The organism is Nocardia implantans, assembly GCF_035544775.1.
Classification (GTDB): Bacteria; Actinomycetota; Actinomycetes; order Mycobacteriales; family Mycobacteriaceae; genus Nocardia; species Nocardia implantans.
The window spans coordinates 459,991-485,644 of record NZ_JAYKYQ010000001.1; the positions used below are offsets into that span (position 1 = coordinate 459,991).

At 68.1% G+C, this 25,654-nt stretch carries 25 protein-coding genes; 13 read left to right on the forward strand and 12 right to left on the reverse strand.

Features of this window, described 5'->3' with window-relative positions:
• Position 1: 1 nt before the first annotated feature.
• Together U3653_RS02145 and U3653_RS02150 are read right to left on the reverse strand one after the other, a co-directional pair.
• Positions 2-865 (reverse strand): ABC transporter permease, encoded by an 864-nt coding sequence (locus tag U3653_RS02145; protein ID WP_195079541.1) that lies wholly within the window; start codon positions 863-865, stop codon positions 2-4.
• A 4-nt stretch (positions 866-869) separates the two neighbouring features.
• Positions 870-1,724, reverse strand: a complete 855-nt coding sequence (locus U3653_RS02150) for an MlaE family ABC transporter permease (RefSeq protein ID WP_195079542.1) — start codon at positions 1,722-1,724, stop codon at positions 870-872.
• A 526-nt stretch (positions 1,725-2,250) separates the two neighbouring features.
• Between U3653_RS02150 and U3653_RS02155 the strand changes: the two genes are divergently transcribed.
• Positions 2,251-2,925 carry a S1 family peptidase gene (locus U3653_RS02155; RefSeq protein WP_195079543.1) on the forward strand — a complete coding sequence of 225 codons (675 nt, stop codon included), beginning with the start codon at positions 2,251-2,253 and terminating at the stop codon, positions 2,923-2,925.
• Between the two features lie 37 nt (positions 2,926-2,962).
• On the opposite strand, the gene U3653_RS02160 is transcribed toward U3653_RS02155, so the two are convergent.
• Both U3653_RS02160 and lppU read right to left on the reverse strand, forming a co-directional pair.
• On the reverse strand, positions 2,963-4,426 hold the full coding sequence (locus tag U3653_RS02160; RefSeq protein WP_195079544.1) for an MFS transporter: 1,464 nt from the start codon (positions 4,424-4,426) through the stop codon (positions 2,963-2,965).
• Between the two features lie 40 nt (positions 4,427-4,466).
• The gene (lppU, locus tag U3653_RS02165; protein WP_195079545.1) at positions 4,467-5,090 is read right to left on the reverse strand and encodes an LppU family putative lipoprotein; all 624 of its coding nucleotides are present in this window, start codon (positions 5,088-5,090) and stop codon (positions 4,467-4,469) included.
• Between the two features lie 188 nt (positions 5,091-5,278).
• Between lppU and U3653_RS02170 the strand changes: the two genes are divergently transcribed.
• From U3653_RS02170 to U3653_RS02205, 8 genes are all read left to right on the forward strand, one after another.
• Complete coding sequence (locus U3653_RS02170) at positions 5,279-5,785, forward strand: DUF6764 family protein (RefSeq protein WP_195079546.1); 507 nt, start codon at positions 5,279-5,281, stop codon at positions 5,783-5,785.
• Between the two features lie 64 nt (positions 5,786-5,849).
• Positions 5,850-7,121: a serine hydrolase domain-containing protein gene (locus U3653_RS02175; RefSeq protein ID WP_323124365.1), complete on the forward strand. Its 1,272-nt coding sequence runs from the start codon at positions 5,850-5,852 to the stop codon at positions 7,119-7,121.
• A gap of 49 nt (positions 7,122-7,170) precedes the next feature.
• Positions 7,171-8,532: a cytochrome P450 gene (locus U3653_RS02180; RefSeq protein ID WP_195079547.1), complete on the forward strand. Its 1,362-nt coding sequence runs from the start codon at positions 7,171-7,173 to the stop codon at positions 8,530-8,532.
• Between the two features lie 306 nt (positions 8,533-8,838).
• Positions 8,839-9,738 carry a L,D-transpeptidase gene (locus U3653_RS02185; RefSeq protein WP_397069406.1) on the forward strand — a complete coding sequence of 300 codons (900 nt, stop codon included), beginning with the start codon at positions 8,839-8,841 and terminating at the stop codon, positions 9,736-9,738.
• A 167-nt stretch (positions 9,739-9,905) separates the two neighbouring features.
• Positions 9,906-10,835, forward strand: a complete 930-nt coding sequence (locus tag U3653_RS02190; RefSeq protein WP_195079549.1) for a carbohydrate ABC transporter permease — start codon at positions 9,906-9,908, stop codon at positions 10,833-10,835.
• Positions 10,836-10,873: 38 nt separating this feature from the next.
• Entirely contained in the window at positions 10,874-11,665 is a 792-nt protein-coding gene (locus U3653_RS02195; RefSeq protein WP_323124367.1) for a carbohydrate ABC transporter permease, read from the forward strand.
• A 14-nt stretch (positions 11,666-11,679) separates the two neighbouring features.
• Positions 11,680-13,008 (forward strand): ABC transporter substrate-binding protein, encoded by a 1,329-nt coding sequence (locus tag U3653_RS02200; RefSeq protein WP_195079551.1) that lies wholly within the window; start codon positions 11,680-11,682, stop codon positions 13,006-13,008.
• Positions 13,009-13,035: 27 nt separating this feature from the next.
• A complete protein-coding gene (locus U3653_RS02205) occupies positions 13,036-14,118 on the forward strand; it encodes an ABC transporter ATP-binding protein (RefSeq protein WP_195079552.1) in 1,083 nt (360 codons plus the stop codon).
• Between the two features lie 48 nt (positions 14,119-14,166).
• On the opposite strand, the gene U3653_RS02210 is transcribed toward U3653_RS02205, so the two are convergent.
• From U3653_RS02210 to U3653_RS02220, 3 genes are all read right to left on the reverse strand, one after another.
• A complete protein-coding gene (locus U3653_RS02210) occupies positions 14,167-16,185 on the reverse strand; it encodes a M13 family metallopeptidase (RefSeq protein ID WP_195079553.1) in 2,019 nt (672 codons plus the stop codon).
• A gap of 153 nt (positions 16,186-16,338) precedes the next feature.
• Positions 16,339-16,713 carry a DUF397 domain-containing protein gene (locus U3653_RS02215; protein WP_195079554.1) on the reverse strand — a complete coding sequence of 125 codons (375 nt, stop codon included), beginning with the start codon at positions 16,711-16,713 and terminating at the stop codon, positions 16,339-16,341.
• 10 nt (positions 16,714-16,723) lie between these two features.
• Positions 16,724-17,575, reverse strand: a complete 852-nt coding sequence (locus U3653_RS02220) for a Scr1 family TA system antitoxin-like transcriptional regulator (protein WP_195079555.1) — start codon at positions 17,573-17,575, stop codon at positions 16,724-16,726.
• A gap of 136 nt (positions 17,576-17,711) precedes the next feature.
• Between U3653_RS02220 and U3653_RS02225 the strand changes: the two genes are divergently transcribed.
• Positions 17,712-18,236, forward strand: a complete 525-nt coding sequence (locus U3653_RS02225) for a hypothetical protein (RefSeq protein ID WP_195079556.1) — start codon at positions 17,712-17,714, stop codon at positions 18,234-18,236.
• Here the strand turns inward: U3653_RS02225 and U3653_RS02230 are convergent.
• Together U3653_RS02230 and U3653_RS02235 are read right to left on the reverse strand one after the other, a co-directional pair.
• Positions 18,205-18,708: a DUF4190 domain-containing protein gene (locus tag U3653_RS02230; RefSeq protein ID WP_195079557.1), complete on the reverse strand. Its 504-nt coding sequence runs from the start codon at positions 18,706-18,708 to the stop codon at positions 18,205-18,207. The two genes, U3653_RS02225 and U3653_RS02230, sit on opposite strands and share 32 nt — an antisense overlap.
• 115 nt (positions 18,709-18,823) lie before the next feature.
• Complete coding sequence (locus tag U3653_RS02235; RefSeq protein WP_195079558.1) at positions 18,824-19,612, reverse strand: pirin family protein; 789 nt, start codon at positions 19,610-19,612, stop codon at positions 18,824-18,826.
• Positions 19,613-19,847: 235 nt separating this feature from the next.
• On the opposite strand from U3653_RS02235, the gene U3653_RS02240 reads away from it, so the two are divergent.
• On the forward strand, positions 19,848-20,312 hold the full coding sequence (locus U3653_RS02240) for an NUDIX hydrolase (protein ID WP_323124343.1): 465 nt from the start codon (positions 19,848-19,850) through the stop codon (positions 20,310-20,312).
• A 117-nt stretch (positions 20,313-20,429) separates the two neighbouring features.
• The gene (locus U3653_RS02245; protein ID WP_195079867.1) at positions 20,430-21,725 is read left to right on the forward strand and encodes an MFS transporter; all 1,296 of its coding nucleotides are present in this window, start codon (positions 20,430-20,432) and stop codon (positions 21,723-21,725) included.
• Here U3653_RS02245 and U3653_RS02250 read toward each other — a convergent pair.
• Positions 21,718-22,191, reverse strand: a complete 474-nt coding sequence (locus U3653_RS02250; RefSeq protein WP_195079560.1) for a hypothetical protein — start codon at positions 22,189-22,191, stop codon at positions 21,718-21,720. The genes U3653_RS02245 and U3653_RS02250 overlap by 8 nt on opposite strands.
• 241 nt (positions 22,192-22,432) lie before the next feature.
• Here U3653_RS02250 and U3653_RS02255 point away from each other — a divergent pair, with 241 nt between their 5' ends.
• Positions 22,433-24,124: a glycoside hydrolase family 183 protein gene (locus tag U3653_RS02255; protein WP_195079561.1), complete on the forward strand. Its 1,692-nt coding sequence runs from the start codon at positions 22,433-22,435 to the stop codon at positions 24,122-24,124.
• Here U3653_RS02255 and U3653_RS02260 read toward each other — a convergent pair.
• Positions 24,094-24,951 carry a 5-oxoprolinase subunit C family protein gene (locus U3653_RS02260; RefSeq protein WP_195079562.1) on the reverse strand — a complete coding sequence of 286 codons (858 nt, stop codon included), beginning with the start codon at positions 24,949-24,951 and terminating at the stop codon, positions 24,094-24,096. The two genes, U3653_RS02255 and U3653_RS02260, sit on opposite strands and share 31 nt — an antisense overlap.
• Positions 24,951-25,649, reverse strand: a complete 699-nt coding sequence (locus U3653_RS02265; RefSeq protein ID WP_195079563.1) for a 5-oxoprolinase subunit B family protein — start codon at positions 25,647-25,649, stop codon at positions 24,951-24,953. The genes U3653_RS02260 and U3653_RS02265 overlap by 1 nt, the downstream gene beginning before the upstream one ends.
• Between the last annotated feature and the right edge of the window lie 5 nt (positions 25,650-25,654).

The window sequence follows — 25,654 nt, forward strand, 5'->3', positions numbered from 1 at the left end:
TCTACCCCGAGATACGGATGCCGGGGTTGACACCCCAGATCGCCAATGTCATGAACAGGTTCGCGAAAACGACCGCGATGATGCACATCTTGATCGCGCGGCCCGCGGCCACGCCGACGCCCTCGGGGCCACCGGAGGCGAAGAAGCCGTAGTAGCACTGGATGAACGTGGTGATCGCGACGAACAGGATCGCCTTGATCAGCGAGTAGATGACGTCGGTCGGGACCAGGAACTGATAGAAGTAGTGCTGGTAGGTGCCGGTGGCGGTGCCGCCGATCAGCTGCACGGTCAGCGAGCAGGAGACGTAGGCCATCGTGAGGCCGAGGCAGTAGAGCGGGATGATGGCGACCATCGCCGCGAACATCCTGGTGCTGATCAGATACGGCAGCGGCCGGATGGCGATGGACTCGAGCGCGTCGATCTCCTCGGAGATGCGCATGGCGCCGAGCTGCGCGGTGAACCGGCACCCCGCCTGGGCGGCGAAGGCCAGCGTCGCGAGCAGCGGGCCGAGTTCGCGCGTCGTCGCGAACGCCGAGATCGCACCGGTGATCGGACTCAGGCCGAGCAAGTTCAGCGAGTTGTAACCCTGGATGCCGACGGTCATGCCGCCGAACGCGCTCAGAATGACGACGACGCCGATGGTGCCGCCGCCGACGACGAGATTGCCGTTGCCCCAGGTGACGTCCGAGAGCAGGCGCCACACTTCCTTGGGGTAGTGCCGCAGCGCCAGCGGAATCGAGCCGATCGAGCGCAACAGGAAGAACACCTGGTGGCCGAGCCTGGCGAGCCAATCGACCGGAGCCTGCGCGGATTTCCGGAACGCTTGCAGCGGCCGCAACAGCGGCGGTACATAGGTTGATGACACCGGCTCAGACCACCTGTGACGGGAATAGTGCGTTGTAAACCTGGGTGATGATGAGGTTCACCCCGAACAGCATGATGGCGGAGCTCACCACCGCGGAATTCACCGAGTTCGCGACACCGCCGGGACCACCGCGGGTGTTCAATCCGGTGTCGCACGCGATGATTGCCGCCAGCAGACCGAAAATGAGCGATTTCGCCAGCGCGACAAGCAGATCGGTGGTCACCGCGAACGAAGAGAAGGTGCCGACGTAGGAACCCGGCGTACCGTTCTGCGCGAAGATATTGAAGATGTAGCCGGTCAGGAAGCCGACGAAGACGACGAAGCCGCACAGCAGCACACTGACCAGCATCGCGGCGCCGAGGCGCGGAGCGACCAGCCTGCGCATCGGATCGACGCCCATCACCTTCATGGCGTCGATCTCCTCGCGAATGGTGCGCGAACCGAGATCGGCGCAGACCGCGGAGCCGACGGCGCCCGCGATCATCAGCGAGGTGACCAGCGGGGCGCCCTGCTGAATGATGCCGAGGCCGTTGGCCGCGCCGATGAACGAGGTGGCGCCGACCTGTCCGGCGACCGAGCCGACCTGAATGGAGACGATGACGCCGATCGGGATGGCGACCAGCAGGGTCGGCGCCGCGGAGACACTGGCCATGAAGGCGCACTGCCGGACGAACTCCCCGAACGGGAAGCGCTTGCGGAAAATCGAGACGAACAGTTCGGCGACCGCGGCGAAGCCCATCGTGATCTGCCTGCCGAAGGTCTCCAGCGATCGCTTGGGATGATCTTGCCAATAAGATCTCGTCCAATCGACCGCACCACTGAACCGTGACCCTGATGGTGGACTCTCGGTCGACTGCACTGGCTGATCCTCCTCGACGCCGGTTGGTTGCCCCGACGACTCGTTTGCTTGACGCACCTTACTACGGAGTAGTGCAGAACACACCATCCACTTGTGATCGCAGTCATAGATGTCTGTCACCGCCGCGGAAAAGCAATGGTTGAGGCGCAGAACATTGGGAACGACCCCAAAGGTGACCAGTCGAGCTCTGGCACAAGCTACAGCCGAACTGCGGGAATGCTCGATCGCTTCCGGCGATTCGGCGAATTACTTCGGATAATTCTCATCGAAAATCAGATTTGTTTCCGGAGACCAACGCGACGTCTCCTTACTATCACCGAGACACTAACGGTCACCCGCTTTTCACAATTGCGATAGCTAATCGCTATTGGGCGCATAAGATACATTTGGTCACGGTTGTATGAAAGTGGATTGAAGCGCAGGGCAGTGGGGACAACCCCCGTAGTGGTGACGCGCCCGAGACCGATTACTGACACGATGGGTGCGACAGATTGATATCGTGCGGGCTTCCGACGTCTGGAGGGACATGTTCAGCAAACTCGCCAAGGTGGCCAATGCCGCCTTCGCCGTCGCCCTGGGCGCGGCGCTGCTCGGCACGGGCACAGGGGCCGCTAACGCCGACCCGGGCCCGCCGGTGTTGGGCGGTGGATCCGGCATCATCATCGACAACCAGTTCGAGTGCACGGTCACGACGGTCGGCCACGACAACGCGGGACGTCTGGTCGGCCTGACCGCGGGTCACTGCGGCGACCCCGGCGCGCAGGTCTACGCCGAAGCCGATCGCGGCTCGGGCGTGATCGGCCGTTTCGTGTACTCCAACCACGATCTGGACTACGCCGTCATCCAGTTCGATCCGGGCAGGATCACGCCGGTGAACCGGGTCGGCAACGTGACCATCACCAATCTCGGCGGACCGGCCAACTTCCCGCAGATCGTCTGCAAAGAAGGGCGCACCACCGGCAACACCTGCGGTATCGCCTGGGGCGACATCTTCCGGACGAACGTCGAGACCTGGAGCCAGATGTGCGTCGTGGAAGGCGACTCCGGCGCGCCGGTCGTCGTCGGTTCGACGCTGGTCGGCATGGTGAACGCCTACCTGGCCATCGCGTGCTTCGGTCCCGAGGTCGGGACCAACATGAGCGCGATCATGGCCGACATCAACGCGCGCGGCGGCGTCGGCGCGGGGTTCCTCCCGATCTGAGCGCCGGCGACACGGCGATGAGCGGCCCGGACGCGAGCTACGCGTTCGGGCCGCTGATTTTTTCGCTCGGCGCCACCGCGGGGCCCGTGACCGCGCACTGCGGCATGCAATCGACGCTGTCGAGGGTGGCTGCGTGCCGCACCGGACGCAGCAGCACGGCGGCGAGCACCGCGCCGATCACCAGCAGCCCGGCGCACAGCCACATCGCGGTGGCGAAACCGTCGTCGAAAGCCGCCGGATCACCCAGCGCACCCGAGATGCCCGCGAGTCCGGGCAGCGCCGCCACCGCGAGCAGTTGCGCGGTGCGCGCGACGGCGTTGTTCACACCGGAGGCGATGCCGGCCTCGCTCGCGGGCACCGCGCCGAGCACGGCGCCGGTGAGCGGGGCGACCAGCGCCGCGAGCCCGAGCCCGAAGACGAGAACACCGGGCAGCACATCGGTGAAATACGTGGTGTCGGGTCCGATCCGCAGCAACAGCACCAACCCCGCCGCAGCCAGCAGCGGTCCCGCGGTCATCGGGATGCGCGGCCCGTGCCGCTGCGCCCAGCGCCCGGCGGGAGCCGACAGCGCCAGCATGATCAGCGTGATCGGCACCGTCGCGACGCCGGACATCAGCGGCGTGTACCCAGCGACCAGTTGCAGTTCCAGCACCAGCAAGAAGAAGACGCCGCCGAGAGCGGCGTAGACCGCGAGCGTCACGAGATTCGCCGCGGTGAACACCCGCGAGCCGAACAGCGACGGAGGCACCAGCGGGTGGTCGCTGCGCAGTTCGATCGCGACGAAAGCCAGCAGCAGCACGACACCGGCGCCGATGAGCACGGGCACGGTGTCGATCAGTCCGAGAGTCAACGCACCGAGAGCCAGCGCCACCACGAGCGCGCCGGGCACGTCCAGTTCCGGGGCGGCGTCGGGATCGCGGCTCTCTGGCACGTGCCGCAACGCGACCAGCACGACGACGAGGGTGAGCGGAACGTTCAGGAAGAAGATGGACCGCCAACCCGCGAGCTCGATGAGCCAGCCGCCGAGGAACGGCCCCAGCGCGCCCGCCACCCCGCCGAAGCCCGACCACAGGCCGATCGCGGCGCCTTGATCGCGGCGATCGATGGACGATGAGATCAGCGCCAGACTGCCCGGCGTGAGCAGCGCGCCCGCGACGCCCTGCAGGATCCGCGCCGCGACCAGCAGTTCGATGGAGGTCGCGACACCGCACAGCACCGATGCGACCGCGAAAGCCGCGGTTCCCCAGACGAAGACTTTGCGGCGGCCGAGCTTGTCGCCGAGCGAGCCGCCGAGCAGGATGAACGACGCGAGGGTGAGGGTGTAGCCGTTCAACGTCCACTGCAACCCTGCGACATCGGTCTCCAGCGATTCCCCGATCCGCGGCAGCGCGATGTTCACGACCGTCGCGTCGAGCGAGGCGACCGACGAGCCGAGGATGGTGGCCAGCAGGATCCAGCGACCGGTGCCCGACCGCAGCCGCGGTAGCTCGGTGGTGCTCACCCACCCAACCTAGCGGCAGGCAAGCGTTGGGAAGTCCGGCTCAGAGTTCCTGGACGCAGATGACGAAACGGCGCTTGTCGTAGACGTATCCCGTGCCGCTGCCGCAGACGTTCACGTCGTCGGCGCTGTCCACGCGCTTGACCACCTTGACGCCCTTCACCGGCGACGAACCGGTGCAGTCGATGCGCTTGGGGTCGTCACCGCCGACGTCCATGCAGCCGCCGACCACCCAGTCGATGTCCAGGCACAGCGCGCCCTGTTCGATGCCGTTGATCGTCTCGGCGTAGTAGTTGTCGGCGTCGCTGCTGCACTGCGAGCTCTTCGCCGCCTTCGCGATCACCTTGTAGTTCGACTCGCGGCTGCCGCACGACGCCTTCTCGATGGTGGCGTTGGTGGTGGTGCCGCCGAGCTTCACGCAGTCGCCGATGCTCGCGTCGAAATCGGTGCTTCCGCTCGGCTTGCTCGTCGTCGGCTTGCCGGTGCTCGGCGTGGGCTTGCCCGAGGACGGCTTCGGCGTGTTGGTCACCGACACCGCGTCGATCGTCCCGTCCACCGCGGGCTGTGCGGTACCGCTGACCGTGGAAGTACAGCCGACCAGCGACAATCCGGCCGCGACGGCCAGTCCGGCGAAGGCGAGACGCCCCCAGGTCAGTTGACGAGACACGTACAGTCCTCCCGAGCTGTAACGCCGGCGAACTCACGCCCCCGTAATCCGAAGTTGCCTTGGCTGCGCTTGAAATACCACGCCATGAATACACCATCGACCGAGCGCCCGTCGAGCCGGAGCCGGAAACGAATCGCGGCCAATGGCTCTGGGTATGGTGGGATTTCTGGTGTGAGAGGAGCCCCCCGGTGAAGCTGATCAGCGCAATCGTGTGTTCGACCGCGGCGATCGGAGGCTCCCTGGTCGTCCCTGGCATGGCCGCCGCCGCCGACGTGCACTGCCGATCGGAAGGCGGAACCGATATCACCCGCATCAATGGGGAGACGGCCTGCCGCGCGGCGACCGATGACTACGGCCTCGCCACGGCCAGCGGGATCGACGGGGTCGGCTACGCCAACGCGACCTCGGGCGCGACGGCCATCGGCATCGGCGCGGCGGGGGGCGTCGGCGCGAGCGAGGGCGCGGGCGGGGTTCCCGTCGCGCTGGGCTTCGGCCCTGATGCCGTCGCGATGACCTCGACCACAGCGCCGGGCGTGCGGACGTTCGCGATCTCGATCGCGCTGGAAGGGTCGCGAGCGGGGGTGGAGACCGCCGAGCAGGCGGTCGTCTGCCTGGGCGCGGCGGCCTTCGCGTGGAACGCCGACAGCGGCGACGCGTGCATTGCGACGCCTTTTGGGCTCTGGCAGACCCATTGAACGGGTTACCCTGGTTGACCAGCCCGGATAACGGCGGTCAGGAGGTGACCCCATGGTTTCGGCAATGGCGGCGGACGATTTCGAGCCCGCCGATGCGCCAGGCGGGAAGCTGGCCGCGCCGCACGAGATGCTGGTCGATCCGCGTTTCATCCGGCTGGCCGATCAGTTCTTCGGCCTGTTCGCCCAGCCCGCTCGCGGCGGCGGGGCGCTGGCGGTCTACCTCGACGGCAAGCCCGTGGTCGACATCTGGGCAGGCTGGGCGGACAAGGAACGGCGCTGGAACGGCGATACCGTCGCGCTGACCTTCTCCACCGGCAAGGGCGTTGCGTCCACCGTCGTGCACCGCTTGGCCGAACGCGGGCTGATCGACTACGACATCCCGATGGCCGAGTACTGGCCGGAGTTCGCCGCGCACGGCAAAGACGACATCACCGTCCGTGACGTGCTCTGCCACCGCGCCGGTCTGCACCGGGTGCGCGGCCTGGTTCCCGGGCGGGAAGGAATCCTGCACTACGACGCCGTGGTCCGTGCGCTGGCCGACAGCCCGCCGGACCCCCGCCGCATCCGCACTTCCGGCTATCACGCGATCACCTTCGGCTGGCTGGTCGCCGAGCTCGTGCAACGAGCGACGGGAACGCCGTTCACCGAGGTGCTGCGCACCGAGATCGCCGAGCCGCTCGGCCTGGACGAGTACTGGTTCCGCGTTCCGGAATCCGAACGGCACCGGATCGCCAAGATCTATCGCCACCTCGGCCCGCCGGGTGTCCGCTGGAACACCGCCTCCTCGGTGCTGTCCTGGGTGCGGCCGGTGCGCGGGCTGGCCGAGGCGGGGATGCCGGAGAGCTTCGACGAGCTGGTCCGCGATCCCCGCGTGCACGACTCGGTGATGCCGGGCTGGAACGGCGTGTTCTCCGCGCGCGCCCTGGCGCGGATGTACGGCGCGCTGGCCAACGGCGGCATGGTCCACCCGACCGGTTCGGACCGGAAGACGCGCGGCCCCGAGCAAGGCGGGCGGTTCCTGGCCCCGCGGACGATCGAGACCATCAGCCAGGTGCAGCCGACGCACAGCCGGGACTACGTGCTCGGCGTGCCGATCCACTTCACGCTCGGCTACCACCGCCCGGTCCTGATGTCCAAGCAGCAGCCACGGCACGCGTTCGGCCACTACGGCGTCGGCGGGTCCGGCGCCTACGCCGATCCGGATCTCGGCATGTCGATCGCGTTCGTCACCAACGGGCTCGGCAGCATGGTGACCGCGCTCGGCGACGCCAGGCTCGCGCGGCTGGCGGCGACGGCGCAGGCGACGGTGCGCAAGCACAAGCAGACCGCTGGCTAGCGGCGAACCGCCGCGGCCGCGGCCTCGTGTTCTCGACATGGAGGTGCGCATGCCACGAACCGAGGCGGGTGCCCGCCGCGGCGGACCGCGTGTGCCGCGCGCGACCGTACTGCACGCGTTGGCCGCAGGGGCCGATTTCGACCGGTACTTCCACTGGCGCAGGGCGCGGGAAGGCGACCCGTTCTATGTTCGATTTCCCGGTTTCGGCGCGGTGCTGTTCACCGGGACGGCGGTCGGCGCGAGCGAGCTGTTCCGTTTGCCGGTCGATGGCTCCGAGCCGCCGCGTCCGAATCCGATCGAACCCATGGTCGGCGCCGCCTCGATGATCCTGGCTTCGGGCGAGCGCCATCGCCGCGACCGCGCCCTGCTCACCCCCGCCTTGCACAGTGCCCGGGTACGGGAGCACGGCGAGCTGATCCAGGAAGCCACCGAGCGGGAACTGGCCGGGGAGAGCGGTCAGCGGTGGGCGACGGGCGCGCGCATCGACGCGCGGGCGGCGGCGCGGGCCCTCACGCTGCGCGTCATCGCGACGGTGGTGTCGGGTGCGCGCGACCCGCGGCGGCAAGCGGAGTACACCGCCGCGATGAGGGACTTCCTCACGGCGTTCTCCGGGCCGTTGCTGCTGGTGCCCGCTCTGCGCCGCGGGCTGCACGGGCACGGTCCGTGGGACCGGTTCCGCGCCGCGCGCGAGCGATTGGATCGGCTGATCAGAGCCGATATCGCACACCGGCGCGCGCACCCCGCCGCATCGCCCGCCGACCTGCTCGATCTGTTGCTGTCCGTCTACCCCGACGACGACGAACTGTGCGAGCAGATCCGCACCTTGCTCGTGGCCGGGCACGAGACCACCGCGACCACCCTGGTCTGGGCGCTGTTCCGGCTGCACCGCGCACCCGAGGCACTGGGCAGGCTGCGGCGGGAGTTGCGGGACGCGGGTCGGGACGCGGGCCCCGCGGAGCTGGCCGCGCTGCCCTACCTCGACGCCGTCTGCCAGGAGACGTTGCGGCTGCACCCACCGGTGCCGATCGTTCTGCGCCGGCTGACCGAGCCCTTCACGCTGCGCGGCGTCGGGCTCGCGCCCGGCGACACCGTGGGGATAGCGGTGCCATTGCTGCACTCCGATCCCGAAGTGTGGACCGACCCGGGACGCTTCGACCCGGGACGCTTCGTGGAGCGCCGCTACCGGCCGTTCGAGTTCGCGCCGTTCGGCGGCGGCCATCGGCGCTGCGTGGGCGCGGCCCTGGCGGACTACGAGTTGCGGATCGCGCTGGCCACCATCCTCGCGCGGGTACGCCTGCGACTCACCCCGCGGTACGCGCGCGGACCGGTCCCGCTCTCCGTGCCGCACAATATCGCGAGCGGTCCGCATCGTCCGATTTCGTTCGACGTGATCAGTGAGCTTCGTCACTAATGAGTTTGCTGTGAGCCATCTTTCGGGAATCGAACGCCTCCGGCCGCGGAGCGCCCGATCCGTCGTGACCGGCAGATTTGCCCGCTTCGATACCCGATCGACGTCTTTGTGATCCATACCACTACAAGCGCGTGTGCCGAATCATTCTGAAACGCCGGTAGCTTCCACACGCGCCGGGACGGTAGGAATGGACGACGGGTCGGGCCCTCGATACCAGTGGGGCGCTCTTCTGGCACCGTGCTGAAATGAAATATCTCGCTGCGCGGCGTACGCGTGCGCGCGAGAGATGGAATGGACGAGAAACCTATGCATGCCGCTTTGCACACCGGGTCGTCGCCTGCTCCTCGCAAGGGAGCGCGGCTAGCCCGCCGGATGCGCGAGGGCGTCCTGCTGTCCGCCGCGATCGCGGCAGCCGGTGTTCTGCTCGTCGCGCCTGCCCAGGCCGAACCGCTCCCGGGGATCGGCACCGGCTCGGCCGCCGCCGCCACCGAGCCCGAACCACAGGCGAACTTCGCTCCGCCCTCGATCAACATCGCCGACGGCGAGGTGGTCGGCGTCGCACAGCCGATCATCATCACCTTCAAGGAACCGGTGACCGACCACGCCACCGCCGAGAAGGCCATCAAGATCACCTCCTCGAAGCCTGCGCCAGGACACTTCTACTGGCGCGGCGACAAGCAGGTGCGCTGGCGGCCGGACGAGTTCTGGCCGGACAACACCGACGTGCAGGTGCAGGCGGGCGGCACCACCAGCTCGTTCCGCATCGGCGACGCCTTCGTGACCACCGCCGACGACACCACCCACACCATCACCGTCACCCGCAACGGCGAGGTGGTGAAGGAGATGCCCACCTCGATGGGCAAGCCCAAGCACGAGACGCCGAACGGCACCTACATCGTCGGCGAGCAGCTGCGCAAGATGACCATGGACTCGTCGACCTACGGCGTTCCGGTCACCGACCCCGAGGGCTACAAGCTCGAGGTCGAGTACGCCACCCGCATCTCCAACAGCGGCATCTTCGTGCACGCGGCCCCGTGGTCGGTCGCCCAGCAGGGCGTGTCCAACGCCAGCCACGGCTGCCTGAACGTCAGCACCGAGGACGCCAAGTGGTTCTTCGAGAACGCGCGTCGCGGCGACCCGGTGATCGTGCAGAACACCCAGGGCGGCACGCTCAGCGCGAGCGACGGTCTCGGCGACTGGAACTGATCATTCGGTAACCCCTGATCGGCGCGAAGCCGAACATTACGATCAATTGCTCGAAGTAGCCGATCGTAGTGTTCGGCTTTTGCTCTACTTGGCCCGTGCGCGAGAAGTTCAGCGCGGCGGCGGGCGAACGTAACCGGCTGTTTGCTCCGGTCCGTAGAGTCACCGCCGTGCGTACCAGGCCGGAGCGAGTACTGCCGCAGCCACCGGGACGCGGTCTGCGGCACCGCCCCTGGCGGGACTACGCCCTGTTCCTGGTCTTGGTGCTGCCGAACCTCGCGCTTCTGGCGCTGTTCGTCTACCGGCCGCTGATCGACAACATCCGGCTGTCGCTGTTCGACTGGAACATCTCCGATCCGGTCGCCACCTTCGTCGGTTTCGACAACTACCGCGAATGGTGGAGCAGGCCGGATTCCTGGGACATCGTCACCAACACCGTGGTGTTCACCCTCGCGGCGGTGGTGGGCAGCATGGCGCTCGGTCTGGCGCTCGCGCTGCTGCTGGATCGGAAGCTGTTCGGCCGCAACGTGGTCCGCTCGGCGATCTTCGCGCCGTTCGTCATCTCCGGCGCCGCCATCGGCGTGGCCTTCCAGTTCATCTTCGATCCGAGTTTCGGCCTGGTCCAAGACGTGCTGCACCGGCTCGGCGTGCACGAGGTGCCGGATTTCTACCAGAACCCGCGCTGGGCGCTGTTCATGGTGACGGTGACCTACATCTGGAAGAACCTCGGCTACGCCTTCGTCATCTATCTGGCCGCGCTGCAAGGCATCCGGGCCGACCTGATGGAAGCCGCGCAGATCGACGGCGCGAGCCGCTGGACGACGTTCACCAAAGTCCTCCTGCCGCAATTGCGCCCGACGACCTTCTTCCTGTCCATCACGGTGCTGCTGAATTCGCTGCAGGTCTTCGACATCATCAACGTGATGACCCGCGGCGGACCGCTCGGCACCGGCACCACGACCATGGTCTACCAGGTCTATCAGGAGTCCTTCCGCAATTTCCGGGCCGGTTACGGCGCGACCGTGGCGACCATCATGTTCCTGGTGCTGCTGATGGTGACGCTGGTGCAGGTGCGTGTCATGGATCGGGAGCAGCAGTGAATCGACAGCGCGCGGTGACGCTGCTCGGCTACGGCGCGATGGCGTGCGTGCTGATCATCGTGGGCGTTCCGCTGTTCTGGATCTTCATCACCTCGTTCAAAGCGCGGCCGGACATCTACGTGCAGCCCGCCGTGTACTGGCCGCACAGCTGGCACCCGGAGAACTACCGTGAGGCCACAACGACGTTGCCGTTCTGGACTTTCCTGCGCAATTCGCTGATCGTCACCGGCATCGTCTCCGCGGTGAAGTTCGTGCTCGGCGTGTTCAGCGCGTACGGCCTGGTGTTCCTGCGCTTTCCTGGCAAGACGGTGGTGTTCCTGGTGATCATCGCGGCGCTGATGGTGCCCAACCAGATCACCGTGATCTCCAACTACGCGCTGATCGCTCAGCTGGGTTGGCGGAATACGTTCCAGGGCATCATCATTCCGCTCTGCGGTGTCGCCTTCGGAACCTTCCTCATGCGCAACCACTTCCTCTCGCTGCCCTCCGAGGTGATCGAGGCGGCGCGGATGGACGGCGCCAACTGGTGGCGGTTGCTCACCCGGGTGGTGCTGCCGATGTCCGGGCCGACCATGGTCGCCTTCGCGGTGGTGACGCTGGTCAACGAGTGGAACGAATACCTGTGGCCGTTCCTGATGGCCGACGACACAACGGTCGCCACCCTGCCGGTCGGCCTGACCCTGCTGCAGAACACCGAGAACCCCAGCGTCACCAACTGGGGACCGGTCATGGCGGGAACGCTGCTGACCATGCTGCCGATCCTCGTGGTCTTCCTGGTGCTGCAACGCCACATGATCAAAGGCCTCACCTCCGGTGCGGTCAAGGGTTGACAAGGAGAAACCACGTGTCCACTGCACAGTTCCCCGCGCTGACCCGGCGCGGATTCCTCGGGCTGACCGGCGCGCTCACTGCGGGCGCCGCGCTGACCGCGTGCGCGGGCACCGGAGGCGGCGGCAAACAATCCGGCGACGCCAAGACCCTCACCTTCTGGTCCAACCACCCGGGCACATCGAAAGAACTCGAGGCCGAGCTCATCCGTCGCTTCCAGGACAAGCACCCCGACCTGACGGTGCACCTGGTCGACGCGGGCAAGAACTACGAGGAGGTGTCGCAGAAGTTCAACGCGGCGCTGTCGGGCGGTGACCTGCCCGACATCGTGGTGCTGTCCGACGTCTGGTGGTTCAACTACGCGCTGAACGGCACCATCGAACCGCTCGACGGCCACTTCGCCGACGCGGGCGTGCGGCTGGACGACTACGTCGACTCGCTGGTCGCCGACTACCAGTTCAACGGCAAGCACTACGCGCTGCCCTACGCCCGCTCGACCCCGCTGTTCTACTACAACAAGGACGTGTGGAACCGGGCCGGCCTGCCCGACCGCGGTCCGCAGAGCTGGCAGGAGTTCGACGAGTGGGGGCCGAAGGTGCAAGAGGTGGTCGGGGAGGGCAAGCTCGCGCACGGCTGGGGCGATGTGAAGAACTACCTCGCCTGGACCTTCCAAGGCCCGAACTGGACCTTCGGTGGCGCGTATTCGGACAACTGGACGCTGAAGTTCACCGATCCCGGCACCATCGCGGCGGGCACGTTCCTGCGCGACATGATCAACACGAAGAAGTACGCGGGCATCAAGCCGCAGATCGCGGTGGACTTCGGCACCGGCGTGATCGCCTCGACGATCGCCTCGACCGGCGACCTGCGGGGCATCCAGAAGAACGCCGAGGGCAAGTTGACCGTCGGCACCGCCTTCCTCCCGCATCCGAACGGACCCGGCGTCACCACCGGCGGCGCGGGCCTCGCGATTCCGGCGCGCCTGTCCGACGAGCGGAAAGTGAACGCGCTGAAGTTCATCGAGTTCGTCACCAACCCGCAGAACACCGCGTACTTCTCGCAGGGCACCGGCTACATGCCGGTGCGCAAGTCGGCCGTGGACGATCCCAGCCAGCGGGACTTCCTGGCGAAGAATCCGAACTCGAAGGTCGCGATCGATCAGCTGCCGCTGACCAAGTCGCAGGACTACGCCCGCGTCTTCGTGCCGGGCGGTGACCAGATCATCGGCACCGGCTTGGAGCAGATCGGTCTGCGCAACGCCGACGTCGCCGCCGCGTTCGCGAACGTGACCAGCCAGTTGCAAGCGATCATCGATCGGCAGATCACGCCCAAGCTGCCGAAGTAGCGCCCGTCCCCGAGGAGACCGACAAGCATGGCCACCGTGCAGTTCGACAGCGTGACGCACCGGTACCCCGGCGCGCAGGCACCGGCCGTCGACCAGCTCGAACTCGACATCGCCGACGGTGAGTTCGTCGTGCTCGTCGGTCCGTCGGGATGCGGCAAGTCGACCAGCCTGCGCATGCTCGCTGGGCTGGAATCCGTTGCGCGCGGACGCATCCTGATCGGCGGCAAGGACGTCACCGGGTTGCCGCCGCGGGCGCGGGACGTGGCGATGGTCTTCCAGAGCTACGCGCTGTATCCCAACATGACCGTCGCGCAGAACATGGGCTTCGCCCTGCGCAACGCGGGCATGAACAAGACCGACACGCTGGTGCGGGTCCGCGAGGCGGCGAAGCTGCTCGAGCTCGAGGACCTGCTCGATCGCAAACCCGCCCGGCTGTCCGGCGGGCAGCGGCAGCGCGTCGCCATGGGGCGCGCCATCGTCCGCCGGCCCCAGGTGTTCTGCATGGACGAGCCGCTGTCCAACCTGGACGCGAAACTGCGGGTGAGCACGCGCGCGCAGATCGCGGCCTTGCAGAAGCGGCTCGGCACCACCACGGTGTACGTCACCCACGACCAGGTCGAGGCCATGACCATGGGCGATCGGGTGGCGGTGCTGCGCGAAGGCAAGCTGCAGCAGATCGCCGCGCCGCGCGTGCTCTACGACGATCCGGTGAACACCTTCGTCGCGGAATTCATCGGCTCGCCGGGCATGAACCTGCTGGAAGCGCCGGTGCGCGACGGTGCGGCGGGGCTCGGCGACCTGCGCGTTCCGCTGCCGCCCGCCGCGAGATCCCGCGACCGGGTGGTGGTGGGGGTACGGCCGGAGTCATGGGAGGTCACCGCCGAACCCGCCGACGGCCTTGCGGTCGACGCCGAGCTGCTGGAAGAACTCGGCGCGGAGTCGTTCGTCTACAGTCACGGCATCGCCGCGGACTGGAGCAGCCGATCCGGGAAGGTGGTCGCGCGCGTCGACCGCCGCTTCCAGGTGCGGCTCGGTGACCGGCTGTACCTGCGGCCCCGGGCGGAGGACGTCTTCTTCTTCGACGCCGCGACCGGGGACCGCCTGCGCTGACCGCAGCGCGGCCGAGACGGTCGCAACGGACAGCCTCGGCGCCGGGAATCACCAGATCTTCACGCGCTCAGCGGGTTCCAGATACAGCGCGTCGCCGGGTTCGACGCCGAACGCCTCGTGGAAGCTGTCGATATTGCGCACGACCGCGTTGCAGCGGAACTCCGGCGGCGAATGCGGATCGGTGGCCAGACGCCGGATGGCCTCCTCCGTCCTGGCTTTCGTGCGCCATACCTGCGCCCACCCGTAGAACACCCGTTGCAGGCCGGTGAGCCCGTCGATCACCGGCGCGGCGGCGCCGCCCAGCGAGATCTTGTACGCCTCCAGCGCGATGGACAGGCCGCCGAGGTCGCCGATGTTCTCGCCGATGGTGAACTGGCCGTTCACCGTGTGCTCGTCCGGCAACTCCTTGGGGGAGAGCACGTCGTATTGCTCGATGAGAGCGGTCGTCCGCTTGGCGAATTCGGCGCGGTCCTCGTCGGTCCACCAGTCCACCATGTTGCCGTCGCCGTCGTACTTCGCGCCCTGGTCGTCGAAGCCGTGCCCGATCTCGTGGCCGATCACCGCCCCGATGCCGCCGTAGTTGGCGGCGTCGTCGGCGTTCATGTCGAAGAACGGTGGCTGCAGGATGGCGGCCGGGAAGACGATCTCGTTCATGCCCGGGTTGTAGTAGGCGTTGACCGTCTGCGGGGTCATGAACCACTCGTCGCGGTCGACCGGACCGCCGAGTTTGTTCAGATCCCGATCGTGTTCGGCCGCGTAGCCTCTGCGGTAGTTGCCGACCAGGTCGGCCGGGTCGATCACGAGGCCCGAGTAGTCCCGCCACTTGTCCGGGTAGCCGATCTTCGGGGTGAACTTCTCCAGCTTCGCCAGCGCGGCGACCCGGGTGCCCTCACCCATCCATTCCAGTTCGGCGATATTGCGGCGGTAGGCCTCCTGCAGATTCGCCACCAGCTCGACCATGCGCGCCTTGGCCTCCGGCGGGAAGTGTTCGGCGACATAGAGTTTGCCGACCGCCTCGCCGAGCAGGTCTTGCACCAGCGTGACGCCGCGCTTCCAGCGCTCCCGGTTTTCCTGGGCGCCGGTGAGCGTGCGGCCGTAGAAGTCGAAGTTCTGCTCGACCACGGCGTCGGTCAGGTACGGCGCACGCGAACGCAGCACTCGCCAAGCCGCCCACGCCTGCCAGTGCGCGAGCGGCTCTTCGGCCCACAGCCGCGCGAACGTGCGCACGTAGTCCGGCTGGTTGACCACCAGCTCGGCGAACAGCTCGGGCCCCGACGCGTCCACGCCTTCGGCCAGCGCGTCGGTCCACGCGACCCAGTCGAACTCGGGGTTGTCGGCGGCCAGCGCCTCGAAGGTGGTGAGGTTGTACCTGAGCTCGGCGTCCCGCCTGCGCACCACGTCCCAATGGCCTGCGGCCAGTTTCCGCTCCAGCTCGAACACGCGCGCGCCGACGGTGCCGAGTTCGTCCGGCAGCAGGCCTGCGACCTGCGGGTCGGCGGCGGCCAGGGCGAACATGCGGTCGATGTGCGCGATGTACTTCGCCCTGATCTCGGCGAACTCGTCCTGCCGGTAGTACGACTCGTCGGGCAGGCCGAGGCCGGACTGGGTGGCGTGCGGGAGATAGCGGTTGGAGTCCTTGTCGTCGGTGTCGACGTAAACGGCGACCGCGCCACCGATGCCGGTGCGCTGCAACCGGCCCAGCAGCGCCGCGAACGCCCCCTTGTCGCCGACCTCGGCGATCGCCGCGAGTTCGGCGGCGATCGGCGCGAGCCCGGCGGCGGCCACCGCGTCGGTGTCCATGAAGCTGGAGTACAGGTCACCGATCTTGCGGGCCTCGCTGCCTGGTTCGGCGTCGGTGGCCGCGGCATTCTGGATGATCGCCTGCACATCCAGCTCCGCCTGGTCGTACAGCGCGCGGAAGGCGCCGTCCACCGCCCGGTCGGCGGGGATCTGATGCTGCGCCAGCCACTTGCCGTTGACGTGCGCGAACAAGTCGTCCTGCACCCGCACGTCCTCGTCGAGGTAGGACAGATCGATACCGGAAGGACGGGTCAGTTCGGAAGTCACGGTGTCCAGTATGCCGACAAGCGCGCCCGTCGGCCGTGGGCGAGGACCACGAGCCGTCCTTCCGAGCCTGGTCGCAGCGATCGACGCGGGGAACGTGCGAGGCCGCTCATCCGCCTCCGGCCGAGCGTTGGTGGGTGTGCGCCCTACGGGGAATCAAGCGGGCAAGACGACCCGATCGAATTCGCCGTCATGCGCGCCGAGCAGGAAGGCATCCCACTCCTCCGGTGTATAGACGAGGGTGACACCGCCGTAGGTCAGTGCGGTGTGCCCATCGGCTGCGGGGTGCGCGCTCAGTTCGCCGTCCGATCGCCCGTGAGTGCGCACCGCGTCGAGGAACGCGGTCCATTCGGCTGCCGTGACGGTGATGACGGGCTCTCCGGCGGGGCGGTTCGCCGGGTCGCGGCGATATTTGCTGTCCCGGATGAGCACCGCATCACCATCGAACCTGACCTCGACGCATTGGTTGCCGTTGTTCGATCTGGTCGATGTGAACCAGCCGGTGCGTACCGGCCGTACGGTGCTGGCCATGGGCAGGATTTTACACGCGGGAATAGCGCCTGATCAGGGCCAATGAGTCCGCTCGCGAGAGCGACTGCTCCATCGCCCGCAGGTAGGCGAAGCGCAGATCGCGGACCAGATCCGGGTCTTCCACCGCCCCGCCGAACACCGCGCTCTCCACCCAGCCGAACGTAGGCAACTGCTCGCCGGCGAAGTCGATGAGGTGGAAACTCGATCCGCCGAGCACCGCGCCCGCGGTGGCCGCGAACGGGATCACCCGCACCTCCACGGTGTCCAGTTCCTCGATCAATTCGGCCAGATAGGTCAACTGTCCGCGCAGCACGTCCGGACCTCCGGTCTGCTGCAACAGCGTGCCTTCCCCGAACACGGCGGTCAGCTCCACCGGATCCGCGCCGCGCAGCCGCTCCTGGCGCCGCATCCTGATCGCGACCAACTGTTCGACCTGGACCGGGCGGATCATCACATCGGCGCTGATCAGCGCACGCGCGTAGTCCTCGGTCTGCAACAGGCCGGGCACGACGAGGCTGTCGTAGCTGCGGATGCTCTGCGCGCCGTATTCCATGCCGTACAGCCGTTGCAGCTCGGGTCCGATCAGCGCCGAGGACTTCGCCCACCAGCCGCGCTGCTTGCTGGCCTCCAGCAGGGCCAGCAGTTCCACCCGTTCCTCGGCGTCGACGTCGAGCAGTTCGAGGACCGGGCCGATGGTCTTGGCGGTGAGCACGCGCCTGCCCTTCTCGACGTGCGACCAGTTGGCCGGGGTGAAGCCCACCCGCCCGGCGAACCCCGCGGAGTCGAAGCCGCGCTGTTCCCGCAGTTCACGAAGCCGAAGCACCAGCTCCCAGCGGGCAACGGTCGGCGAGACGGGTGCCATGTGACGGGATGCTACGCCCCCCTCCGGCGCGCGGCGCGGTGACTATTGTCAAGCGACTTGCCCAGGACTAGGGTCGAGACAGCGATCGATTCTTCCGAGCACGCGTCCCCACCACTGCGAGGCGAGGTTGTTCGTCATGGGTACATCGCGCATCGAATCGGGCAGGCATCTCGCGTCCACGGATTTTCCTTCGATCGAGGACGCGTTCGCTCGCTGCCGTCGCTATCGCGACGAGCACGGGCTGTACGCACTCGTGGACCCGATCCTGGGTCGCATCATGCTGGAGGTCGGCTCGGTGGGAGCGGTCGTGATGCCCGCCGCGTTCGGCCGCCGGGTGCTCGAGCGGTTGGCCGCCGGACCCGAACCGCGGCCGGGCCCGATCATCGCGCATCCGCGCGCCCACCGCTGGACCTTCCTCACCGGCCCCACCGACAACTCCTACCTGGACACCGCCCTGTTCGCGGACCTGTTCCGGATCTGCGCGTCGATCGCGCTGCCTGGCAGCCACATCGTGCTGCCGTCACCCGCCGACGAGCACGGCGGCTACCGAACCTGGGTCGTGGCGCCCGACGGCGACTTTCGCCGTGCCTTCGCCGAGGTGATCGCCACGACCCTGGCGTGCGCCGCGGCTACCGGGGCGTCGGCGCGGGCGCCGGAGTGAGGGTGACGCTGTACTTGTCCTGCAACTTCTGATTCCACTCGCGCTCGCACTGCTCGATCTTGGACTGATCGTTGTTCGCCTTGTTCACGCAGTCGATGAAGTCTTTGCCACCCGAGTTGACGAAGAAGCTGTAACCCACGACGGTGAGCAGCACGGCGCCGATGATGCCGAGCGCGCCGAGGACGATGCCGGTGATCGCCATGCCCATGCCGCCCGCGGTGCCCGCACGCGCTTTGAACACGGCGACGATGCCGAGGATGACCGCGAAGATGCCACAGGCGTAGCCGCCGATCACCGTCCAGAAGAACAGCAACGCCAGGATGCCGAGCACCAGCGCGGTGATCGCCAGGCCACGGCCCTTCGGCGATTCCTGCCAGTAAGCGGGCTGGCCAGGGTACTGACCGCCCGGGGGCTGTGGATATTGCCCCGGCGGCGGGTACTGGCCGGGCGGCGGGGGCGGATATTGCGACATGGACTTCCTCTCCGTCGGTGCCTCGCGATGCTCGGTCCGGACGAGGTTGGCCCGGGGGTGCGCGGCGGTCGCCTACTGATCGCACTTCCCGCGGACGGATGTTAATGCCGACCGGCTACTGGGCGCCGAGCCGTGCGTGCATCTCCCAAACCAACACTTCCGAAGGCTGCCGCGCGACCACCCGTTGTCCGCCCGACCTGGTCAAACGCACCGCGTCCCCCTCGTACAGCGGGCCGACGCCCTCCATGTCCACCTCCCCGCGCGCCACGAACAAATGCAGATACGGCGCATCGGGTAGGTCGATCACCTGCTCGGCGCCCGGCTCCGCGCTCGCCATGCGCGCCACGTGCAGCGCCGAATGGCTGCTGTTGATGGCGATCGCGGTGCGATCCCGGTAGCGGGGCAGACCCGATGCGACCGTGACCAGACCACCTTTCGCCAGCTCGTCGTCGATTTCGAGCTGCTGGTAGCCGGGGGTCAGGCCCGGCTCGTCCGGCACGACCCACATCTGCACGAAATGCACCGGCTGCTCGTGTTCGGCGACGCGGCCGTCCAGACGCCACGAGTCGTTCTTCTCCGAATGCAGGATGCCGGTGCCTGCGCTCATACGCTGGGCCAGGCCGGGATAGATGACGCCGCTGTGCCCGAGCGAATCCTGATGCACCAGGCTGCCGCCGAGCACCCAGGTGACGATCTCCATGTCCCGATGCGGGTGGGTGTCGAAGCCTTGGCCGGGGGAGACGATGTCCTCGTTGTTGACCAGCAGCAAGCCGTGGTGGGTGTTGTCGGGATCGTAATGTTCCCCGAAGGAGAACGAATGCTTCGAATCCAGCCAGGAGACCCGCGTCTTCATGCGGTCGCCGCCACGGTGGACATCGATGTGTGGTGTCGTGAGTGTGGACATCATGGTCCTCCTCTCGGGACCGTGCACCGATCGCCATTCAGGGTAGGAGCACTTCCACCGCGGTACTCCACATTCCTAGTAAATTGTGCCGCACTCGGCATTTTACGCGAGCGACCGGAAGGTGAACGGGAGGCGAGCAGAACCAACCGGTACGTCGAAACGTCGGGCCACCTCGTCGGATATCGCGGCCCGTCCCCGATTGCCAAGCGCCACAACGACAACCGGAGGTAGCGACGTGCTCGACCCCGATGACCTCGCCCTGATCGAACAGCAACTCCGCAGCGAAGCGCACCGCGATGGCATCGCGCATTTCGTGGTCGGCGTCGCCGTGTTCCGCGCGGGCAGGCTTCTGGTGGTGCGCCGCGTGGCCGACGACTATCACGGCGGTATGTACGAACTGCCCGGCGGTGGCGTCGAATCGGGGGAGACATTCGCCGAGTGCCTCGCACGGGAATTGCTCGAGGAAACGGGGCTGCGGCTGCGCGCGGTCGTCGACTTCCTCGGCGGATTCGATTACGCCACCAGGACCAAGTCGAAAGTGCGGAAATTCAGCTTCGTGGTGGCGGCCGAACCGGGCGATGTGGCCCTCGCGCCGGGCGAGCACGACGCGTTCGCCTGGATCGACGCGGACTCGGTGGACGAGCTGCCGATGGCGCCGGACATGCGCGCGACGGTCAGCACGCTGTTCGACCGCGTCTGACCCGCCATCGGCGCCGACGCGCGCGTGTGCGGCCCAGTCGGCGAACACAGTACGCTCGCCAACGTGTCGACTGGTCACGCCGATGGCCGCACTCCCGCGGAGCAACGGCCGGGTGGGCTGCGCGCAACACTTCGGCAGAGTTCGGGCGTGTCGCGGCTGGCCGTGGTGCGCTTCGCCGGGCAATTCGGCGACGGGATGTTCCAGGCGGCGCTGTCGGGGGCGATTCTGTTCAACCCCGAGCGGGAGACCGATCCGCTGGCCATCGCGGCGGGCTTCGCGGTGCTGCTGCTGCCGTATTCGCTGATCGGGCCGTACGCGGGCGCGCTGCTGGATCGCTGGGACCGGCGCACCGTGCTGTTGGTCGCCAACGTGCTGCGCGCGGTGCTGATCGCGCTGGTCAGCGGAGGACTGCTGGCCGGAGTCGGCGAGACGCCGCTGCTGTTGCTGGCGCTGGCGGTGGTCGGCGTCAGCAGATTCGTCCTTGCGGGCGTCTCGGCCGCGCTGCCACGAGTGCTGGCCCAGGCATGGCTGGTGTCGATGAACTCGGTGCTGGCCACCGTCGCCTCCGCGTGCGCGGGTGCAGGCGCGGCCGTCGCGGTGGGCGTCATCGGACTGATCGGGGCGGGAGACTTCGCCTCGGCGGTCGCGGTGGCGATCAGCGGCATCGGGTCACTGCTCGGCGCCGCCCTGGCGGCGGGGTTCCGGCCGCGCGTGCTCGGCCCGGCCCCCGGCACGGCGGCAGGCGAGAACACCGTGCACGCGATCGCCACCGGTCTACGTACCGGGGCCACGGCGGTGTGGGAATCGCGGGCGGTCACGACGGCGATGCTGGGCATCGGCACCCATCGGATCGTCTTCGGCATGAATACGCTGATCATGGTGCTGGTCCTGCGCCAGACCCCGGTGGACGGCTCCGGACTCAGCGGCGGCCTGGTCGGATTCGGCGTCACGATCGCCGCCACCGCCGCGGGCATGCTGGTGGCCGCCGTCGCCGCGCCGCTGCTCATTCCCCGGCTGGGACGGGCGCGCACCGTGGTCGCCGGTCTGATCACCGCGATGCTCGTGCAATTGACGCTGGTCACGCCGATCGCGTTCGCCGAATCCGGCGCCGCGGCGCAGCGTGCGCACGAACTTCTTCTGATCGGGGCGTTCCTGCTGGGTCTCGCCGGGCAGACGATCAAGCTCACCGGTGACGCGACCATGCAGATCGACATCGATGACGCCCGCCGCGGCCAGGTGTTCGCGTTGCAGGACACGGTGTTCAACGTCGCGTTCGTGCTGGCGATCGCGGTGGCGGCCCTGATCGTTCCGGACGACGGCCGATCGGCGATCGTGGTGCTGGCCGGAGCCGCGATCTACGCCGCGGGAATCGTGGCCATCGCGGTGAACACGCGCCGCCGCGCGGTCAGCTGAGCGACGGGTCGTCGCCGCAGTCGCGCCGGTCGCGGTTCGACCAGTGGGCGAGGTGCTCGGGCAACGCACCCGCTTCCGGCAGATCGGGCTCAGGCGGCGAACCCGATGATCGTGCCTGGCCGAGTAGATGATCCGGCCCGTCGGCGTCCGTGCGCACGATCCAGTCCAGCGGCTCGTTCGCCGTATCACCGGGCAGACCGGTGATCTGGTGGTTCCACGTGCCGAGGCCGGTGGGATCGGTGAAGAAATGGTCGAGCACGCCGTCGTCGTCGAGATCCAGCGCGGCGATGCCGGCGCGGCCGCAACCGGCCGCGTCCCACAGCGCGTCGTCGGCGATGCCGTCGCCGTCGAAATCCAGGCGCACCGCGTCGGCGGTGCCCGCATCGCCGAGGGTGAGGTCGGCCTCGCTGGTCCAGACGTGCACGGGTCCGTCACCGGTACCGAACACGTACTCGATCTCGTTCATACGTCGTTGGACGCACGCGGCGCGGCGCCGGTTCCATCGCGCGGAGCTTTTCCTTCGCCGTCCCCCGTTCGCGGTGGTTGTTCCGGTAAGTTGGCACGTCAGCAGCCGACCGACAGGAGTCAACACGACATGGGTTCTCCGGTGCACCACCTCGACGCGGTACGAGAACTGCTGAGCTCCGCCGAGTCTCGGTCCACCGCCGGGCATCCGATCGCCTGACGAGCGCGACAGGGCCGGCCTGATGCGCGCATCCGGAAGCAGATCGCCTTATGCACCCGCCTTCTTCGGCGCACTGCTCGCAGGCGCCTTGGCCGTGCCTGCGCCCACCGCGCAGGCCGCACCCTTTCCGTGGGCGCCACCGCCGGTCAACAGCTGCGGTGAGGTCGGTTTCGATCCGCTCAACCGCGAGCCCGATCCCGCGCAGCCGCCGCCACCACCGCTGCCGCCGCAGATCGACATCCCTGTGCCGATCCCGGAACTCACTCCGGTCCCGGTGCCCGACCCACCGCAGGACAACACGCGGATCGTCCCGGAACCGCTGCCGGAGAATCCGTGCGACAACCCGTGCCCCGACATCAGGGACTACCCCGAGCATCCCGAGCCCGATCCCGATCCCAGCCCCACGCCCGAGACCGGCGCCGACGAGAAGACCGGTTCCTCCGGCTCGGCAGCCGGACCCGATTCGGGCAGTGGGTCGGGCTCCGCATCGGGATCCGGTTCGAGCGATGGCTCCGGCTCTTCCTCCGGGTCCGGCTCTCCGGTCAAGCTGCCGCGCATCGAGTTCAAGCCGGAGACCGAGCCGATTCCCGTCCCTGTGCCCGGCGGTCCCGGTGAGGAGCCGCAGCCCGCGCCGCCGCAGGTGGTGCATCCGGCCGAGCCAGGCCCGCTCGCGGCCGCGGTGGCCGCGCCCGCGGTCGAGTCGGTACGGCTGGTCGGGCAGGTGACCGGGCACGGCTCGGACAACCGCACCGACATGCGCTGGCAGGTCGACGGCACCGATCTCGGCCTGATGTGGGAGACCCGACCCGGTGAGGTCGCCGTGGTGTTCGGGGACACCTTCGGCAAGGGCTGGGGTGTCGGTGGCGCGGGCAACGACGACCAGGACTGGCGCAGCAACGTCATCGGTTTCAGCACCGACCGCGATCTGGACGACGGCCTGACGCTGGACACCTTCGCGCAGGACAGCCGCTGCCACGCGGCGGAGATCCTGGGCAGTCGCAAGGTCAAGAACTGGGAGACGACCACCATCCCGACCTCCGGGTTCGCCGTCGGTGACCGGCAGTACCTCAGCTACATGTCGGTGAACCGATGGAGCCGCATCCCGGGTCTGTGGTGGACCAATTACGGCGGCCTCGCCTATTCCGACGACCGCGGGCGCACCTGGCGCAAAGACCAGCACGCCAAGTGGGAGAACCTGTTCGGGCTCGGCAAGTTCCAGGTCGCGGCGATGGTGCCGCAGGGCGACTACGTCTACATGTTCGGCACGCCCAACGGACGCATCGGCACGATCGCGCTGGCGCGCGTGCCGAAGCACCAGGTGCTGAACAAGTCCGCCTATCAGTACTGGGTCGGCGGCACCTGGGCGCCCGCCGCCGAGAATCAGGCCACCCCGCTGGTGCTCGGCATCGCCAGTGAACTGTCGGTGCGCTACGACCGGGAGACCGAACAGTGGCAGATGGTCTACCTGGATTCGGCGCGGGGCGCGATCGTGCTGCGTACCGCGGCGAGCCCGCAGGGCGCGTGGACGGACGCGATACCGCTGGTGTCCACCGCCGACTACCCGAAGTCCTACGGTGGCTTCATCCATCCGTGGTCGACCGGCGAGGACCTGTACTTCATGCTCTCGGCCTGGGACAGCTACAACGTGTATCTCATGCACGCCCGGCTGCGGCCGAACCCGGGTCAGCCCGCGCGCACGAATCGCACCGGCTGACCTGGCCGCGTCTGCGCGATGGCGTCGACGTCGGCATCGACGACCACCGCGATCACCGGATAGCCGCCGGTGATCGGGTGATCGGCCAGGAAGACCACCGGTTGTCCGCTCGGCGGCACCTGGATCGAGCCGAGCGCCATGCCTTCGGTCGGCAGTTCGCGGGTGACTTTCCTGGTCAGCGGTGGCCCGACGCGGCGTTCCAATCGGGCGCCGATCCGGTCGGTGTCGGTGGAGATCGCCCATTCGCCCGCGAACAAGGCCGCGGCGTCGGCGAACCAATCGTCGCGCGGACCGAGCACGGCGCGCACAGTGACCACGCCCGCGGGTAATCCGGCGACCGGGGCGAAGTCCACAACCGGGATCGTGTGCGGAGAAGACCCGACCGGGAGACGATCACCCTTCCGCAAAGGTTCCGGCCCCAAGCCGGACATCGTGTCGCGACTGCGGGAACCGAGCGTCTCCGGCACGGCGATGCCGCCGCGCACCGCGATATAACTGCGCAGTCCGACGGACGCGTAGCCGAGCCGCAGCTCCTGTCCCGGTTCCAGTTCCAGCACACTCGCGTGACCCACGGGCCTGCCGTCGACGGTGGCGGGGGCAGGGGCGCCGGTGACCGCCAGCATGACGTGCTCTTCCGCGTGCAGCGCTAGACCGCCGAGCAGCACTTCGACGGCCGCGTGCCCCTCCGGGTTGCCGACCAGCCGATTGGCCAGCCGCAGCGACCCGCGGTCCGCCGCTCCCGCTGGACCGACGCCGGAATCGAACCAGCCCGGCCGCCCGAGATCCTGGATGGTCGCCAGCGGGCCGACCGCTTCGACGACGATCATCAGCCGTCCCTCGCGTCGAGGAATCGAACCGTGGCGCCCGCGCGGATCAGCGCGGGCGGGTCGCGCTCGGCATCCCACATCCTGAGGTCGGTGGTGCCGATCAGTTGCCATCCCCCGGGGGTGCTCCTCGGGTACACCGCGCTGTATCCACCCGCGAGGGCGACCGCGCCCGCCGGAATCGATGTGCGCGCCTGCGCTCTGCGCGGCACGGACAACCTTCCGTCCGGCGCTTCCAGATAGCCGAAGCCCGGCGCGAAACCGACGAAAGCGCACCGCCACAGCGTTCCGGTGTGCGCCGCGATCACTTCCGCGGTCGTCACCTCCAGCATCCGGGCCACATCGTCGAGGTCGGCGCCGTCGTAGCGCACCGGAATCGACACCGGTTCGGTGCGGTGGCCGGAGGATGTTCCACGGGAAACAGCGTCCGATCGCTCGGCGTCCAGGGTGACCAGCAGCGTGGTCAGCGATCGGCGGACCGCTTCGGCAGCCCGCGGCGAATCGAGCGTCAGGAGTACCGTTTCCGCGGCCGGAAGCAGATCCTGCACGCCGGGTACCTGGCGCTCGCGCAGGGCGATGACCAGCGCCGCCACCATGTCGCGGCGATGCGGAGTGACCAGCAGCGCCCGGTCACCTGCCGACCGGATCGCCTCCTCGGCCGCCCGCCGCTGCGCGTGGGTCACCGCGCCCGTGGTCTTCATCTCCT